The organism is Shewanella sp. 2_MG-2023 (assembly GCF_030548905.1).
GTDB classification, from domain to species: domain Bacteria; phylum Pseudomonadota; class Gammaproteobacteria; order Enterobacterales; family Shewanellaceae; genus Shewanella; species Shewanella electrodiphila.
In genome coordinates, this window is the sequence record NZ_JAUOSO010000024.1 from 1 (window position 1) to 18,396 (window position 18,396).

Here is an 18,396-nt window from a genome sequence, read left to right on the forward strand (position 1 = left end):
CGCGGGATGGAGCAGTTTGGTAGCTCGTCGGGCTCATAACCCGAAGGTCGTTGGTTCAAATCCAGCTCCCGCAACCAATTTAATATTCAAATAGTTTTCCTCTAGTATCTCAATGTAATGCTTCTCTTCTAAACATCTTTCGTTGATTGATTTTTCATTATTTAAACCTTTTGCATTAATCCGTGAATAACGTTTGCACACATTTGAGTCACTGCCTTCAAGCCAAAACTCATCACTCGCGCTTACCCTCGATACTTGTATAAGTTGTGGTTTATGCCTTTTAGTGATTATTAAGCGAATACACAGGTCAGAATATCCCCTTCTTAGTAAACAGGTCTTAATCTTAGTAAACAGGTCTTAATAAACATTCTGAACACAAACATCAACTCATATACTTTTTAAATTTAAAAGCCTGCGGGTACAAAAAAGCCCTGAAAGCATATTCCAGGGCTTTTGTTGGTGATCATGGCTACAAATAACTGCAGCGCATTCAATTAATGCTAGGTAAGTTTATTTAACCAGCTTTTTGATAATCTCTTTAAAATCTTTTCCAAGCTTCTTATTATTCAAGCCGTACTCGACAAAGGCAGCCATATAACTTAACTTGTCGCCGCAATCGTGAGATTTGCCCGTCATGTTAAACGCTTCTACAGCGTCAGATTCTATTAACATATCAATGGCATCGGTTAATTGAATCTCATCACCTGCACCAGCAGGCGTTTTGGCTAATAAATCCCAAATTTTTTCAGAGAGAACATAACGACCAACAACAGCAAGATTTGAGGGAGCTTCCTCAATTGATGGCTTCTCAACCATTTTAACAATCTTAGTTGAATCACCCGCTAAGACTTCAACACCATCACAATCAGCAATACCGTACTTATGCACTTCTTCTGTAGCGACAGGTGCGACCATGATTTGGCTTGCAAAGGTAGATTCATAACGGCTGATCATCGCGGCTAAATTTTCTGAGCTTTGATTAGCAGTATACTCATCTAGAATCACATCGGGCAGCACAACTGCAAATGGGTTATTACCGATACAAGGTTTAGCACACAACACGGCGTGACCTAAACCTTTAGCTTCTCCCTGGCGAACGTGCATAATCGTGACATCTTTAGGGCATATGCCCTGCACTTCTTTTAATAATTGACGTTTAACACGCTTCTCGAGTGTTGATTCCAACTCATAAGATTTATCAAAATGGTTTTCAATAGCATTTTTACTCGCATGTGTGACTAAAACGATCTCTTTCACACCGGCTTTAACACATTCGTCCACAATATATTGAATCAATGGCTTATCAACAAGCGGCAACATTTCTTTTGGAATTGCTTTGGTTGCTGGCAGCATTCGGGTACCTAGTCCCGCAACAGGAATAACAACTTTCATATGAGTCCTTTTATAGTCAAAGTTAAAATTAATTGTAAAAATTTTGAAATTATTATTTCAAGAAACCTTAAATATCTTATTACCTTTCGCTTAATCTCCGCGATGCCTTCGTGGCCGTTTTTTCAAGTCAGAAGGAAGGTTATAAGATAACCAGCACAAGGTTAAAATAGTTAAAAAAAGCAGAGTATTAGCGGGGGATTGCAAGTTGAAATCAACCATGTTGTGTATGCACATGTGAACAATAGCCATAGCACTACCAAAGGCCACGCCTTTATAGAATTTATTATTTCGTTTATGCATTGTTTTACACGCTAAATAGAGCCCGTATAAAACCCACAAGCCAAGCATTGCAGAAATAATCACTCCATACTCAATTGAGAATTGTATATATTCATTATGAGCATGATCATAAAAACCGCTGTATGGTCGAGGCTGGTAGCTAGGGAAAATAGTATAAAAACTCCCACCTCCAGTACCCGTTAACCAGTTATCTTTAATTATTGGCATACTATCAATCACAACCAGATCACGTGTCTCAGAAGCAAAACTGGTATCTTCAATTCTTTGTTTTACCTTCTCAACGCCAAATATAGAACCGACAATAATTAAGTCCAAAATAATAATACTGATCACTAACGGTTTTAATAAAATAGGTGGTCTTCGATAACAAAATATTGCGAAGACAGAAACCACTATTAATGCAGTAAAAAAGCCAGCATTTCCCATTCTTGAACGACTTAAAATCAAACCAATAATCATTAAAATAATGGCTAGTCGCAAAATCAACTTTCTACTAAACATTGTTGATAAGGCATTCAAGAAAGCTTGCCTGAATTCAAACGCTTGTCGTTGAGTATTCAACTCAGAAATAAGCCAACCCACTGCAATAGCAAGACATAATGCTAAGTAGTTAGCAAAATGATTTTGATAGACAAAAGTTCCTCTTGCTTTATCACCTTCAGCAAAATGAAAAACAGGTGAGACATCTAAATCTAACAAATAAACAAAAGAACCGTAGAATGCTTGAAAACATCCCGACAAAATAATGCTAAAAACAACCCAACGTAACATTCTTTCATCTTTACAATACTCACTTAGTAACAGGACAAATATTAAATAAGTGAGCGTTTTCAATAATTGATGAGTCGTTTGATAAGCATCTACAGTTTCAATTCCTGGTATGACTCCAATAACTTGAAGTAATAAATACACCAACATAACCACAATCGGAATCAACAGAGTCTTTTGCCAATCAAAACTTAAAATTGGTTTTTCATGCTTCGCACAATAAGCAAGGTGAAAACAAGCCAAACTGAATACAGCGAATTCTAAAATCGACCAAGCCCAAATTCGATTACTCCCCAAAGGGAGCGGAGCGATGATAATTAAACTACAGAGAAAGAAAATAAAATACTTTGAAATTCGTGAAGAAGTTTCCATTTATTTATCAACCAAACCTTTTATAAAAATGGTGACATAAAGATTCTGAAACCCATTGTTGTCCGGCCTCTGAAATCTCTATAGCAGTGTATTTCATATAACTACACACAACCGATGTACGCTGATAATTTCTTGTTAATTGCTGCAATTCTAATTTCATAGACCATTGTGACTCAACTGCAACCAAACTCGTTTCAAGTACAAGCTTTTTCTGTTCCACAGATAATTGAGGCCAAAAAAAGAACCCTACTGCAAGCACTTGCCTTAAGACCTCAGGAGTATAAGGGCCATAACGTAAGCCTTTTTCTAATAGAGGCCAAGCTGTATCGAGGTCACTATTTAAAAACGCGAGACTAGCCCCATAATCTGCATAAGCATTAGGCCACAATGGCCGTAACTTTATAGCTGTCATATAGAGCTGACTATGTTTTTTGACATCAATGTCATAGAACTGATGATAAGCCCCCCACTCCAATACTTTTGCAAATGATAATATGTAATGAGGGTTTGAGTTATCTAGCGAATAAGCATTCACAGCTGCAACTTTCGCTTGTTGAAATTGAGCTTTTGATGGCTGTTGATTGCCTTCCCACAATTTTAAATAAAATAAGGTTTTAAAATGATAGGCATTCGCTACACCTTTTTGTATAAGTAAAGGTAGAAAAGCTAACAAAACAACAATCAATGCAGCATAAATTAATCTGCGTGTTGAGGGCATTTTATGCATCATATTCCATTTATGAAAAAAGTCGCTTAGAGATTAGATTAGGAAAGTCATGTACTAACTGTTGAGCATATTCTTCATCTATAAGTTCAGCGATCACGTTTCTAGCTTCTAGAAGTTTTGGTGGTCTTCGCTTAATAGAATGACAATCTGAGCCGACAATAGTATATAGCTTTTCTTTTAACCACCGTTCACTCGTCAATTGAGGTAGCTCTCCAAATTGCCCTAACAATGAAGCTGCCGTTAATTGAAATAAACAGCCCCTTTGTTGAAATACCTTTATTCTTTCTGGATATCGTTGCAGTTCTCTATTTCTTTCAGGGTGTGCAATCATCGGAATAATGTCAAAATTGAGTAACCAGTCAATCAGTTTGTCAGCACCAGCAGGTATATGGCTACTTGGTAGTTCAAGCAATAGAACCTTTTTTTCTTGATAATCTCCAATAAAAGGTAATAAACCTTGCTGGGCAAATAAAATAATTTCAGGGCAGATGCGCACTTCAGCCGCAACGCTTAATTCAATATTCATGCCTTGAGCTTTAAGCTCATCTCTTACTATATTTGCAGCGTCATTGATAATTTTCAGGTTGTTATCATATATTCCAATGTGAATATGAGGCGTGGCCACTATTCTGGTAATTCCCTGTTCAACGGACAAATTAATGAGTGCAATCGATTCTTGTAAATCTTTTGCACCATCATCAATTCCAGGAAGTACGTGGCAATGAATATCTATCACGAGGCTTTATCAACAGGTAGCTGAACTTCAACCTCGTTACTTTCATAAGGTTGATAATAACCATATTGACCATGATACTGTTGAGCGTCTTTGATATTCAGTTGATTTAGCACGACACCGAAGACTTTGCCTCGAGCCTGGTATAATTTAGCCAAGGTTAATTTAACAGCTTCTGAGCGAGTGGTAGCAGCTTTAACCACGGTGACAACTGCATCACTGTGGGGCGCTATAACAAGCGCATCACTTACTGCTTGAATCGGAGGGGTATCAACAATAATTTTAGTGTATTGCTGCTTCAGTATTGTCATGACTTCAGCAAAGTAAGGAGATGACAATAATTCTTGAGGGTTGAGCGGAATGGCTCCTGCAGCTAACACATCAACATTAGGCTTAACATCTCTCACAATGCAGGAATTAATATCATCAGCACCTGATAGCACATTTGATAACCCAGGTTGATAGTTTGGTAAACCAAAACGGCTACCAATATTGGGCTTTCTCATATCAGCATCAATTATCAGCACTTTTTCCATACCTGAAAAAGCAAATGCTAAATTCATCGCTACTGTAGTTTTCCCTTCATTGGGAAATGAAGATGAGACTTCAATAATCCGAAGTTCTTGCCCCAACGCCATTAAAGAAAGCGATGTTCTAATCGTTCGTACTGACTCAGCATGCATCTTGGCGTTACTGTCAAAAAATGCAAAATTAACTTCATCATAACTGGCTTTCTTATCCGCTTTAGGGATATAACCTAACGCTCGCTGCGATAGTACTTTTTCAACATCGTCAGTTGTTTTGATTGTATCGTTTAACGCATCAAGCACTAAAACAACCACCATAGCAAAAATAAAGCTGGCCAAGAAAGCAGCCACAACAATGAGTTTCTTGTTAGGTTTAATAGGGTTGTAAGGTGTTACTGCCCGATCGGTAAAGCGTGCGACAGGCGAGTCAAAATCACCTGTCACTTCCGTTTCTTTTTGGCGAGAAAGAAAGCTTTCAAATAATTGTTGATTAGTATTAACTTCACGAACCAAACGTTTGTATGTGGTATCAATGGTACTTAAATCCTGAAAGTCACCTTTAGAACTATTAAACTGTTGCTCTAACGCTTTTAGGTTTTGAGTCGCTGTTTGCGCTTCATCTTCGATACCCTGCACCAAACGGCCAATTTGTATGCGCAAGTTTTTTTCAACTGTGGCTAATTCTGCGTTAGCTGCAATTAATTTTGGATGTTTAGGGCCATATACTTGCTTTAATTCAGACACTTTACGTTCGACAATACTGACTTCACGTTTGACATTTTGAATAGAAAGATGAGAAGTGACTTCTGGTAAACTTTCTAATCTGCCAATGTCATTTGCACCATACTTCTTAACAACGGCCATGAAACTGTCAGCTTGCGCTTTACGAGATCTCGCAACGGTAATCTCATCACTCAAACGCTGCAACTCTTTTGCATCTAGCGCTGTAACCCCTTCAACATCCACTAGGCCGTTTTTAATTCTAAACTGCTCTAAACGATGTTCTGATGCATCAAGATTGACACGTAGGTCTTCTAATCGTCCACCTAGCCAAATATTGGCTTTTTGAGTCATCCCAGCTTTAGCTTCTAATTGACTCAAAATGTACGCATCGCCTACAGCATTGGAGACTAAGGATGCGAGCTCTGGGTCGGGGGTTTCGTAACTAATATTAACTAACTGAGTTTTACGAATTGGTCTAATAAAAATGTTACTTGCAAAACCACTCACTCTTTGTTGATACACTTTATTGTGATCAACTGGGGCACTTTCTTCTTTTGGCAGAAAATCAAAGTTATTTTTAAATTGCTTGAATAACGATGGCTGTGGCTGAAATTGCGGATGATTCTCCAAATCTAGTTCGTTAAAAACCCTTTCAGCAATGGAGCGGGATTTAAGAATTTCGAATTGAGTTAAATAATATTCCCGTTGCCCTGAATTAATGCCATACACTTCATCAATTTTAATCGCACTCGCTTGTTCAGACTCTATCAATAGCGTCGATGTGGCTGAATAAATAGGCTTCATACTCATCACCACAAACACTGTCAGTGCGGTAACAAGAATAGAAAAAGCTAGAATGCGCCACTTAAAATACAGTAACGGCTTAAAGAGTTTTTTAAAGTCAATTAACTGCTCAGGAATAATAGGTGATGTTTTTTCTATAGGTGTTGTTGATATCATTAAAAGAATCTCTGTTCTATGGTTACCGTATCACCAGCATTGATTTTAGTTTTAATCTCCGCACTTTCAGACTGAGTTTTGGTCCCTTCACGAGAGATAAAGATTTTATCTGTTGAAGCTCTCTCTGTTAATCCTCCTGCCAATGCTACAGCTTGGTTTATTGTCATCCCTGGTTGATAAGGATACCCGCCAGGTTTTTTTACTTCGCCATGAATGTAAAATGGACGGTAATGCACAATACCTACATAAACACTAGGCTCGACAAAGTAGTCACCTTTCAATCCGGTATAAATTAAATTCTCAACTTCTTTCACTGTTAAGCCTTTAAGTGCTAACGTACCTAAAAATGGATAATTAACCGTACTACTGTTGGTCAATCTGGTTTCTAACGTCAGCTTTTCTTCACCATAAACTTTTATTACGATCGTATCGCCAGCCGATAACCTATGATTATCTTCATCATTTTCGGCAAAAGCATTAACGCTTGTAAACACAAGCGCTAATAACAACAGAACTAATTTCATAACCTTCCTTTACAAAGTCATTTCAGCATTGATGTAATACACATTTCTATCAAATTCGTATATATCACTCGATGAACGACTTTCATTAATATCAACGCCTGCTCTTAACATTAGCCAACGCGCGACTGAATACCCTATCGCGGCTTGGTACGTTGATGTTTTGTCTTCCCTAATAATGCCAGTAAAGTCGTCCTCTACTCTTTCATAACCTAGTTTAGTTGAAAAAAGTTCTGTCCAATTATGTTCCCATGAAGCCCCGTAACTTGTCTCACGTACATAGTCTCCCAAAAGGTTAGGATCTTTACTGCTCTGCCCTGTTTTTAGCGTCAATGCACTATAAGTTAATGGCCTCCACGTGATATCTACATCCCAGGTTAAACCGCTAAAGTCATCACGAATACCATTATCAAAACTTTTCTGCTGATAACCTACTCTCACTTTACCTTCTGTAGAGGCCGTAGCTTCCCAGTCTGCTCCGAGTAAATAATTGGTCGTTACACTGTCTCGATTTTGTAATTCGATGTCTTGTGGACTCTTGTTATACTCAGTATCAATGCTTTGAATGCTTGCAACTAAGCTCGCTGTAGGACTCACATCGTAATAAAATGAACCACCGAAAGTTACATCAGTGTAGTTTTTATATTGAGTTAGCTCTTCATATCGCTTGTATTCTTTTTCTAAGTATTTAGCATTAATTCTTAACCTTGCTGGCGTACTTCTTGCGCCATACTCGTAATAACCGCCAATGGCATATACATCATAGGTATTAGGTTCTACCTGCAGGTTACCTGCACCTTCGAAAATACCTGTACCCCTATCTTCATGACCCGCAATGTATGAACCAATGATATTAAACCGATTGGACTGGTTAAGTTCCACATCTGCTTTTAATCGAAATAAACCATCTAAGTAGTTATCGTCACTGCTGCTGAAATATTCAGCATATTCAATACCTGCTTCGGCGGTATAAGAACTATTGCCACTAAGAAGTTCAGCTTTAAGAGCAGGAGTTACCACTAAAATCATACTGTCTTCAGTATCAAGGTTTGCACTTGCGATGTTGTCATCATACTTCACACTCGCATTTAACCCTGGGGTGAAGTCGATCCCTGAATCAGTTTTAATCACGACGGCATTTTCAGTGTTCTGAGCCTGTGCAACAGGGACAAATAATGCACCAACTAACACTGCTATTATATTTTTATTGCCTATCAAGGTTCTCATTTTACTCTCCATGTTAGTAAGCATTATTTCCAGTAAAGCCTTTAAAAATTGTCTTAAAAATTATTTTAACGTCCCACCAAAGAGACCAATGGCGTATATATGCCAAGTCGTATTCGACACGTTTTTCCATTTTATCAATCGTGTCTGTTTCACCACGCCAACCATTAACCTGTGCCCAGCCTGTAATGCCGGGACGAACTTTATGGCGCAACATGTAATAAGCAACCAGCTGGCGGTATTCTTCATTATGAGCAACCGCATGAGGCCTAGGCCCAACAACTGACATAGTGCCTAGTAAAACATTAAAAAACTGAGGAAGTTCATCTAGTGAAGTTCGCCTTAGGAACCCCCCAATAGAAGTCAGACGGCTGTCATTTTTCGTCGCTTGGGTGACCTTGGCAGCATTTTCAGTCACCGTCATTGATCGGAATTTAAATACTTTAATCCTCTCACCACCAAGACCATACCTATCTTGTTTAAAGATCACAGCTCCCGGGGAGGTTAATTTAATCGCTATTGCTATCACCATTAAAACAGGCGAAATAGCAATAATCGCCAACGAACTAAATAGAATATCAAAAGTTCGTTTATAGAAGTTTTTCATCCCGTGTACTGGTGATTCAAAAACACTAATCGTATCTAAGTCACCAACATGGCCTATACGCGCATGCATCAAATTTTTAAGTAAAAAGTCCGGTAAAATTAAAACATCGACTGTCGAATCGCCCAATTGATGAATAATATTTGAAATTCTTTTTTCTGCTAACATAGGCAAACAGATATAAAGCTTTTTCACTTCACCTTTTTTAGCCATTGCTACTGCTTTATCAATAGAGCCATTTAGCAAATTTAAATATTCACCGTTAATTCTATCTGGCTCTCTATCATCGTAAAAACCTACGCACTGAAGACCCAACTCAATATTTTCATTAAGTTCTTGGTATAAGTTGGTGCCAGATTGAGTCATGCCGATAATGGCAACTTTCTGTAAACTATAACCATTACGTCGCATACTTCGCTTAACAATTCGAACTAATAATCTCCAACCAACAAGAAGTATCATTGATAAGCTAAACCAGCCAAACATCACTACTCTTGAGTAGTAGTCTCCTTGTTTAAATAAAAAAACAGCTGTGATTAGTATAAAAAACGAAACGACTAATACTGTGGACATCAATCCAAGGACGTAAAGAAAACTACTTAATCGCCAAGAACGGTATATTGATATCGATTCTGCTAGATACAAGTAGAAAAAGAGTTCTGCCATCAGTAGCAAAAAATACTCTCTATCAAATGCAACTTCGTGAAAAGAAAGCATGATAAAAAATGCTGCAATGAGAAAGCTCACATCTGCCAGACGAAAGGCAAAAGCTAAGCCATTTCGTGCAACATGGAAGTTTGAGGGCTTATCCACAAATTACTCCTTTAAAAAAGTGAATATTGAATTGTAATAATAAATTTGGTTAATGATTTTAAAAATACACAAAGGCTTAATTGAAACTTTAGTTGGATAGTTATTATGCTGAATAGCCTTTAGTGCTAGACACAAATCACTACATATATTTATTTTCTTAACGCTACATTCGCAAAGAAAATTGGAATGCCTACCACATACCGAGAAAACATTCTTTTTGGCTCTTTACTTAATCGGTACAGCCACTCTAAACCGTTATTTCGATAAAAATCTGGAGCTCGTGAATGGCGACCAGCTTGAAAATCAATGATTGCACCACCACAGATAATTAAGATTCTTGCGGAGTTAGCATGCTTAAGGAGCTTCGCGACTCTTTCTTGCTTTGGCATCCCCATCGCTAACACAACAATATTGAACCTTTCATCACGACAGTTATCTTTGAAATGGTCTAAATAAGCCTCATCGTCTTTGAAACCGTCTAAAGATTGATAGTCGTTGCCAAGAAAAAGCTTGTTTGCGCCTATACTCAACCATGGCTCTACTGTGCCATAGACTATAAAGTTGATATCAGAGTGGATAAATTGCGCTTGCTTAATAATTGTAGGAATTAAGTCAGTACCATTTAAGTTCTCACCAGCTGAAATACGATTGTATTTACACGCTATTTTGATGCCTATGCCATCACGCAACACATAATCTAATTGCCTAAAAGACTCGTCAATCTCAGTGGACTTAGCGATTAGGTTATAGCCATGTTGATTCAAAAAACCCAAGCTCGTTGGCTGATTAACATTAATTAAATGATGAATGAAATCGTCGACTTTAGATTTTTCTATATACGAAACTTTTTCGAGTATTGAACTACTGTTCATATTTGTCATCTCGCTCTGTTCTTACCCATTCTTTTTGTCTTGCCGTAAAGAATTTTTTATAGATTGAAAACTTACTAAACACATACGCCAAAATGCCAAAAATATCTTTCAACTTAATGATACTTCGACCATTAAATAACCAAGAAATAGCTATGGCTCCAACTAAAACGAGTAATAAGGTCAAACTAATGTAACTGGCAGTAGGCAACCCGAGGAGTAACAATATTAAGGTTAGAAAATTAGTTAGCACTACGATAAAAATCCACAGCACTGTTGGTGGGATAGCTGCATCTAATGCCAATAAAAATACATTCACTCTCCCTTTAACCAATGCTGTCAACATCATGTGAGGCAATATAGACATGGCGCTAATATGGCCATGCTCCCAGCGAGTTCGTTGAGATTCGGTGCCAGAAGAAGACTCAGGAAAATAACTATTAACCACAGCATGAGGATAGAATTTAGCTTGTTCATCAATACTAGCAAGCTTTAATCCTAGCTCCAGGTCTTCAACAATACTGCCGCTAGCAAAAGACACCTTTGTGAATAATCGCCATGGAAACGCCATACCCGAACCTTGCAGATGACAACCTATTTTCATTTTTGCTAAACCGGTAGGTCTAATCTTGTTTTTAACTAACCAAGCAAATTCGGCAACACGAGTTTTAATCGATGCGCCAGTAGGAGACTTCATTAAATAAAGAGATTGAATAACTGAATTTTGAATTTGGCTTTGATTAACAAGTTTATCAAGGCTTCCTTGTTCAAATTCACAATCGGCATCTAAAACCACCAATGTTTGTGGAACGTCCACTGATTTATTCAAATGTTGTACCCCATAATCAAGTGCAAACCCTTTACCTGCTTGATGAAGGTCATGCCGCTCAATCACTTCAACCGAATGAGTTTGGCAAATACTGACTGTATTATCGGTACAATTATCTGCAATGACGATGAATCGATCTCCCTCAATTAGCTGAGGTAAAAGTGCCAGTATAGTTTGCTCAATCACGAGCTCTTCATTATGGGCTGGCATCAATATTGAGCACGGTTGTCTATTTATGCTTTCTAACTTATTTCGACTGAATCTCTGGCCTATGAGCAGCTCTAGGCTGATCATCAATGTAGGTACACCGATGATAATCAAAACCAAAAACGAAATTATGTTATCTAGAGTAAACATCTTCTATCCTTGTCTAATGTGACAAGCTAATTTTGCCGCTTCGACATTAATATTATGCCTTGTCGCAACACTTGAATAAGCATTATGAATGAGTATAGATAAAGCAGCCTCATCTAGCTCAATGAAGTCTTTCATTGCTTTTGTCGTGGCACTTACATCGCCAGCAGGAAATAGAATCGCATTTTCATTTGTTGTCAAAAGCTCAGGTATGCCCGCTATATAAGTCGTTAATACTGGGGTGCCAATTGCCATAGCTTCCATAATCGCAACGGGCAAACCTTCAGCAAAACTAGGTAGAATCATTGCATCTGAATCAGTTAATAAACGCTTAACTTCGCCCGAACTTATCCATCCAGTTATGTCGACATGTTCATGTAAACCAAATTGACTAATGTATAACTCAACTTGAGGACGCATATCACCGTCACCGGCTAAAATCAGTTTTACATTCGGATCAACCGCCACTAAATCCTTAAATGCTTCTAGTAACAGCAATTGTCCCTTCTGTTCACATAAGCGACCGATGCACAAAAATTGTCTCGTGCTTGAAATACTAGGATCTGTAACCTGGCCCTGTAAAAATGTGTCATCCAGACCACAATGAACAATTTTAATTTTTGACCAATCGTCATAATCTGCCCAGCGAAAAAGCTGCGAACGACAATATGATGTAATTGCTGATACAAACTTTGAATTGGCAATTTTCTCATTTAAATGAAGACTAAGTGGTTTATCAAATTCTTCAGGTCCGTGAACAGTAAAGCTGTAAGGTGTATTGATAAGCAAATTGGCTAACATCACAACTTCTGTAGAATTAGTGCCAAAATGAGCATGCACATGACGACTATCAAACTGCTCCATAAAGCTGGCTAACTTGCAAGCTTCAAGAAGATAAACCAAATGATAAGGTAAACTCCGTTCTGACATTTTTGATAACTTAACGGCACTTACTATTGCACGAGTGATAGAGGCAGGCTGTTTCACTAATCGCTTAACAAAAAATGGAACAAGCGATTTCACCCCATCTTTGAGTAAATATTGCGTCTTAGAACGTTCTATCTTATCTGTTTCATCAGCGATATCAGCATCCCAGCCACGAAGAGCAATGCGTTGAATCTCAAAACCTTGTTGCTCTAGCGCTATGATTTCACGTCTTATAAAAGTGTGACTGACTTGAGGGTACTGATTAATAAAATAAGTAATTTTCACTTAGAATGGCCTTTTGAAAACGATTTTTTTGAAAACTGAATAAATTTAGATCTTCTTTGCCAGCACTCAGACATGATAATCCCTGTCAATAACGCAAATAGCACCACGGCAAATGCTGGTAAATTGGGGATCAATTTATCAATTAAGGACTTAGCTTGAAAATGAACTAAATAGATAAATAAGGATGACATGGCGATAATATTAATAGGCCAATGCAATACCTTTGGAATTGAAATTCTGTCGACCCAAACCGTTGCAATAGCTCCCAACATTAAAAATAATACTTTGCTATTAAAATCAAACAAAACAAACTCTAGGGCTATCAAGCATAATATAGCTGAAGTAATTACTTTCTTTTTAGTCTCAGTACTAAAAGCAACTAAAGCACCTGCAAAAAATATATACATCATTAAGTGAGGAAATCTATCTAAGTAAAAGCTTGTGTCCCATATCATTCGGCACACAATGGAAAGTATGTAAAACATAACAAATCCGAACAAAAATGATTGGTAAGGCTTTTTACTAATCCAAAAATAGAAATAATTTGAAATCATAACTAAGCCAAACAAAACATATATTTGAACCAAAACCTCAATAAACCAAAATGTTAAACCATCAGCATAGTTAGGGCCAATAAAATTAGATACAAGAAAAACGCCACCAAGGTAAAACCGACCTAAAAATGTGTAGATAAAAAATGTATAGAGTAAAACAGGAACAATTATCTTGATGATGAACCCAAAGTAAATTTTTACAAAGGAAACAATATCAAAGTAATCCTTACCAGCATTTGCCCGTTTAACTTTAGGGTAATTAAATCTAACGAAATTATAACCTGACAGAAAAATTAAATAGAAAGAACCACCAGCTAAATGAATAAACCCCAAATGACCAGAAACAATTGCAAAAATTGAAAATGCTCTTAAAACAATCGTCAAATCTATTTTAGACATTAACTGCATGTAAACTCCTATGGAGTGAACTCGCTTCCAATCTTGAAAGATAATAAAAAGAACCCATAACTAGCCAAAAGTACCAATTGTAAGATAAGTAAAAAAACATGTTATCCGAATAGCAAACGAGCATATAAGATAAAATAACACCCAACAGGATAGCCGTACCGGGCTTATCAAACTTATAGTAAGACAACATCTCTTTGATGATAGACAAGAAAATGGTTAAGAAACCTATAACACCTACAAAACCCATATCGAAAGCTATTTGAACATATGCATTATGGGCATCAAATTTGCTGGAGCCCTCTAATGGAAAAAATTCGAGGAAATAGTAAGAAAAAGTATCATAACCATGGCCGAAAAACGGCTTAGCAATAATATAGTCCCATGAAGCAATCCATACAATTTGACGCCACGCATAAGAGTTTAAAACCTCCCCATAAGCTAAGTCATCAGCAGTAACACCGCTAAAAATATCTACTACTCGTTCTTGTATCGAAGGGATGAACATAGCAACTGCACCAAGTACAAACAGGTACAGTAAATATCGCCTTTCAGAAAGGAGACCATAAAAGATAAAAACAAATAAAAGCGCTGCCCAAGCACTTCTTGTTTTTGTTATTAACAAACAGATAATACCGAAGAATAAAATGAGTTTCGCATGCTTTATAAATGATGCTTCAAACATAATAACTTTAGACTTCATCGCATAAAAACACATTGAAATAACTAAAACCAAATAAAATGCAAAGATATTAGGATGCGAAAATGATGCAAACAATCTAAAACCATCTTTTGTATAACTTGCCGCAGGCAGCGCAAACTCTTTAAATACAAAACAAAATGGAATTACAGCTGAATAAACCACTAACTTTATTATACTTGCGAAGTCCTCTCTACTTTTTATAAAGTAAAATGATAAAGAGAAAATTGAATAATAAGTTAATACCGCAAAAAAAGATCTAGCCGAACCAATTTTATCAGGAGATATAACCAAAGAGATCAACCCAGTAACAATAAAGAGTGACCATACCTTGAAAAAACTGCGTGGCAATTCAAACTTTTTAATAAAACATACAATTACAAAAAAACAAACGACAAGTAAATTAAGAACGGCCCCCATTCCAATACCTGCAACTTTAGTCAACTCAAGAACAGGATCTAAAGAAGAACGTAAGAAAACGATATAAAATAGCAATGGAGAAAAAATATAAAATGAATTAACCATTCAACATTTTCCATTTTAATACTTGTGCAATTTTTCTAAACTTAAAACCTAATAGCAGAACAAAGATCTCATTAATATTAATGTCTATCTGCTTATAACGGTAAAGAGCATCTGTCACACTGACCTTTTCCGAGAAGCTCATTGGATGTAATTTCTCTTGCAGCAGGGAGAAAGCGCCTCTGATACGCGCACTTTTCTTTTCAGAAATTCTCACTTCTCCATGGATTTGATCGATAATATAAGAAAACTTCTGAATATTTATCAGTTCCCCATATTTTTCAGTTAGTCTAATCCATGTATCCCAGTCTTGTAATGCTGGCATTTTTTCATCAAACCCAGCAATCGCTTTAAGATATTCTGTCTTGGTAAAAACTTGATTACCTACAGCATTACTGTGTCTTAACTGATCATATGAAACGAAACTAGTTTCATTGTATTTATGCTTGCCATCACTTCTTAACTCAATAACACTATCAAATAGGCCAGCAATATTTTTATTGTCTACCTTTTCTTTATTCCAGTAGTCTAAGAAAGCTTCAATTCGCCAGTTTTCAAAGTAGTCATCATCATCGAGACCGGTGATGAACTCACCTTTCGCTAATTCAATGGCTCGGTTCCTACCGTAACAAGCACCTTTTGATTCACCCGCGTTTATTATCGCCGTTAGTTTTCCCTCGGCTTGCATGTTGCGGAGATAATCATGAGAACCATCGGTTGAACCATCATCTGCGACAATAATCTCAACATGAGTATAGGTCTGAGAAATGACGGATTCTACAGCTCTTTTTAGTAGCTCAAGACGATCTTTGGTGGTGATATAGACACTGACTAACATCAATACTCTTCCATAAACAATGACAATTAATCAGTTTTGAAAACTGATTCTGATAAGATTTTAGTAATTTTTTGCTTCTTATCTTTAAAAATACTCTCGACACAGAGCCCACTAAAGATGCTTTCAACTAACTGTAAGTGTTCATTAATGTCAGTTGGATTTGCGATATCATATATCACATCACCCAACCCAATATCTTCAAACACACCTGTCACTTTCGTATGTCGACTCCTATCGATATACGGAATGACCATCGCACCTCTAGATAAAGCGAAAATTAACACATGTAGCCTATTTGAAATGACGAATTTAACATTCTCATATGCACTGAATATTTTGTCTGCGTCATGGTCAAAAAAAGTAATACTCGCTGTGTCTAGCTCTATTTCATTAGCAAGCAAAGACATGTAATCATCATCGAGGTTAACTTGAACTATCGGTGTTAGCTGATAAGACTGCTTGATGGTGTTTAATGCATCACAAATTGCTAGCGTGTTTTCAGCATTATTAGCATTTGATGAAACAACTCCTGAACGAAAAGAAAACCCAACGCCACACTTTTCTGTCTTGTCACCTGATGAATAATCTAAACATAGACCAAAATCTGGAAAGTACTCAAACTTATTAATCCCGACACTCTTTAAATATTGGTGACTATATTTTTCACGCACACCGGTATAAAAATAGGCTCTACTCTTTTGCACCTCAAGTGCTAATGCAGAGTCACCATAGGGCCCTAATGAGACACCGAGACGAACATAACGGATCCCCAATAAGCTAAATAAGCGCATTTTAATGAACCTAAACCAACCACTTCTATCCGCAGCTTCATAAAAAACATGCCCAGGAACATCTAAAAAGTAAGTTTGTTTATGACTGAATATTGATTTAATCACTCTTTTATAAAAAGGTTTTTTTTCAGTTAGAACCTGTTCAATCTTGATATCTTTAATCAAGGCTTCAACGAACCATGTTGGTACACCTTTGGCTTCTATCACTACAGAAGAATTTACCGGCAATGCTTTCAATAATTCTTGGTTGATCACTAAATCACCCAAGTTCTCATATTGAGTAATCGGTCTAAAAAAAACAGTGCTATCCATGAATCCCTCTGTGAAAATTCCATCTAAATGGGTTAAGTAAATTTGATGCTATTCTAAAAAATGGTCGCGTTTTTCTCATCAGTAATACGCCAATGTATCCAGAACAAACTTGAGCAGCAAAACTTGCCCATGCAGCGCCTGTAGTTCCATACTTAGGTATTAATATAAGGTTCAATAAAATATTGATACTCATTCCAATAACGACATAAACAATGGTGTACTTCTGAAGTTTTTTCATCGTGACCCAACGAGAGCGAATCATCCCTAGAACAGTAAAAATTGCACCCCAAATCAAAATATTAAGTACAGAGCTCGATGCTTGATATTGCTCACCAAATAATAATGGGATAAACCAAAATGAAGTCAAAGTAACAAATATTGCAATCGATATAGCTAATATTATGGGTATTTGGAAATAACGATTAAATGCTGTCGCAATATCAGTTTCTTTCATCGCATTAACCACTCTTGGAAAAAAGCTCACTATAATTGCTGTGGGTAAAACAATTGCTGCATCATAGAGTTTCACTGCTACTGAGTAGTGTCCCACAGCCTCTTTACCAATCATTTGCATTAGCATGAGTTGATCTATTCTGGAATAAACCATCACAGCTAACATTGAAAATATTAAAGGCCAAGACTCCAAAAAAACACGTTTTGCAAAGCTATAATCAAAGGTGTATTTAACGGCCATTTGTGGTTTGAAGCGAAGAAACACGATTAATAATGCAATTGCGATATAAATTGAATCAAGTAATAAAGCAAAAGCAAACCAACTCAAAGGAGCATTAATTAAAATAAACGTCACTTTAGTTAAAGCAGAGAAAGTAAAAGCAAATGAATTTGCGATTGCTGAGAACTTAATTTTCTCAATAGATTGAAAGAATAAATTCACTACAATAGAGCTATTGAACATCATAGAAACTGAAATAATTGCAACTAATACAGCCATGTCAGGACTGGGGGCAATTATCCAAGCTGTCACAGTCGAAAGGCAGGCAGACAAAGCGCCACCACTCAACTTCATTATGATAGCCGAAGGTATGATTCGGTGAACATTATCTCTATCTTGGGTTAACTCTCTTACGATAACATTATCGATCCCCAAAGCTGCTATTGCAGAAAACATCATCACTAAGCTTTGGCTATAACTCAGCACCCCATAATCCTCAGGGCCAAGATAACGCGCAACATAAATAGCGACGCCTAAACCAAGAAACAACTGCAACACTTTCTCGATAAGTAACCAACCAGTATTGGCAAAATTATATTTCGATTTCTTATGTTGGTTCGACATACTTGTAGCGCTCTTCAAACTTATCATCCATGGTAAAAGTCTTAGTTAA

16 protein-coding genes and 1 tRNA gene are annotated in these 18,396 nt (G+C 37.0%); 1 reads left to right on the top strand and 16 read right to left on the bottom strand.

The annotated features are described in order from the left end of the window. A tRNA-Met gene (locus Q4600_RS19125) sits at positions 1–77 on the top strand. Between the two features lie 433 nt (positions 78–510). Here Q4600_RS19125 and galU read toward each other — a convergent pair. The 16 genes from galU to Q4600_RS19205 form a co-directional block, all read right to left on the bottom strand. After that, positions 511–1,392, bottom strand: coding sequence for a UTP--glucose-1-phosphate uridylyltransferase GalU (galU, locus tag Q4600_RS19130; protein WP_102527052.1), 882 nt, complete (start codon positions 1,390–1,392; stop codon positions 511–513). 90 nt (positions 1,393–1,482) lie between these two features. Continuing rightward, complete coding sequence (locus Q4600_RS19135; RefSeq protein WP_303517788.1) at positions 1,483–2,832, bottom strand: O-antigen ligase; 1,350 nt, start codon at positions 2,830–2,832, stop codon at positions 1,483–1,485. Positions 2,833–2,839: 7 nt separating this feature from the next. Next, on the bottom strand, positions 2,840–3,562 hold the full coding sequence (locus tag Q4600_RS19140) for a hypothetical protein (RefSeq protein ID WP_133146620.1): 723 nt from the start codon (positions 3,560–3,562) through the stop codon (positions 2,840–2,842). 7 nt (positions 3,563–3,569) lie between these two features. Continuing rightward, positions 3,570–4,295, bottom strand: coding sequence for a tyrosine-protein phosphatase (locus Q4600_RS19145; protein WP_303517792.1), 726 nt, complete (start codon positions 4,293–4,295; stop codon positions 3,570–3,572). Further along, on the bottom strand, positions 4,292–6,502 hold the full coding sequence (locus tag Q4600_RS19150; RefSeq protein ID WP_303517793.1) for a polysaccharide biosynthesis tyrosine autokinase: 2,211 nt from the start codon (positions 6,500–6,502) through the stop codon (positions 4,292–4,294). Before Q4600_RS19150 ends, Q4600_RS19145 begins: the two co-directional genes overlap by 4 nt. Continuing rightward, the gene (locus tag Q4600_RS19155; RefSeq protein WP_303517796.1) at positions 6,502–7,026 is read right to left on the bottom strand and encodes a polysaccharide biosynthesis/export family protein; all 525 of its coding nucleotides are present in this window, start codon (positions 7,024–7,026) and stop codon (positions 6,502–6,504) included. The genes Q4600_RS19150 and Q4600_RS19155 overlap by 1 nt, the downstream gene beginning before the upstream one ends. Positions 7,027–7,035: 9 nt before the next feature. Further along, entirely contained in the window at positions 7,036–8,250 is a 1,215-nt protein-coding gene (locus tag Q4600_RS19160; protein ID WP_303517799.1) for an outer membrane beta-barrel protein, read from the bottom strand. A gap of 13 nt (positions 8,251–8,263) precedes the next feature. After that, positions 8,264–9,664 (bottom strand): undecaprenyl-phosphate glucose phosphotransferase, encoded by a 1,401-nt coding sequence (locus Q4600_RS19165; RefSeq protein ID WP_303517801.1) that lies wholly within the window; start codon positions 9,662–9,664, stop codon positions 8,264–8,266. Between the two features lie 149 nt (positions 9,665–9,813). Continuing rightward, positions 9,814–10,536, bottom strand: coding sequence for a WecB/TagA/CpsF family glycosyltransferase (locus tag Q4600_RS19170; protein ID WP_303517803.1), 723 nt, complete (start codon positions 10,534–10,536; stop codon positions 9,814–9,816). After that, positions 10,526–11,719, bottom strand: a complete 1,194-nt coding sequence (locus Q4600_RS19175; protein WP_368501620.1) for a glycosyltransferase family 2 protein — start codon at positions 11,717–11,719, stop codon at positions 10,526–10,528. The genes Q4600_RS19170 and Q4600_RS19175 overlap by 11 nt, the downstream gene beginning before the upstream one ends. Before the next feature lie 3 nt (positions 11,720–11,722). Further along, positions 11,723–12,928, bottom strand: a complete 1,206-nt coding sequence (locus Q4600_RS19180; RefSeq protein ID WP_303517805.1) for a glycosyltransferase family 4 protein — start codon at positions 12,926–12,928, stop codon at positions 11,723–11,725. Further along, positions 12,925–13,890: a hypothetical protein gene (locus tag Q4600_RS19185; protein ID WP_303517807.1), complete on the bottom strand. Its 966-nt coding sequence runs from the start codon at positions 13,888–13,890 to the stop codon at positions 12,925–12,927. The genes Q4600_RS19180 and Q4600_RS19185 overlap by 4 nt, the downstream gene beginning before the upstream one ends. After that, a complete protein-coding gene (locus Q4600_RS19190) occupies positions 13,874–15,112 on the bottom strand; it encodes an O-antigen ligase (protein ID WP_303517810.1) in 1,239 nt (412 codons plus the stop codon). Before Q4600_RS19190 ends, Q4600_RS19185 begins: the two co-directional genes overlap by 17 nt. After that, the gene (locus Q4600_RS19195) at positions 15,105–15,947 is read right to left on the bottom strand and encodes a glycosyltransferase (protein WP_303517878.1); all 843 of its coding nucleotides are present in this window, start codon (positions 15,945–15,947) and stop codon (positions 15,105–15,107) included. Before Q4600_RS19195 ends, Q4600_RS19190 begins: the two co-directional genes overlap by 8 nt. A 26-nt stretch (positions 15,948–15,973) precedes the next feature. Then, positions 15,974–17,050, bottom strand: a complete 1,077-nt coding sequence (locus Q4600_RS19200) for a polysaccharide pyruvyl transferase family protein (RefSeq protein ID WP_303517812.1) — start codon at positions 17,048–17,050, stop codon at positions 15,974–15,976. Continuing rightward, positions 17,043–18,374, bottom strand: a complete 1,332-nt coding sequence (locus Q4600_RS19205) for a flippase (RefSeq protein WP_368501621.1) — start codon at positions 18,372–18,374, stop codon at positions 17,043–17,045. The genes Q4600_RS19200 and Q4600_RS19205 overlap by 8 nt, the downstream gene beginning before the upstream one ends. Between the last annotated feature and the right edge of the window lie 22 nt (positions 18,375–18,396).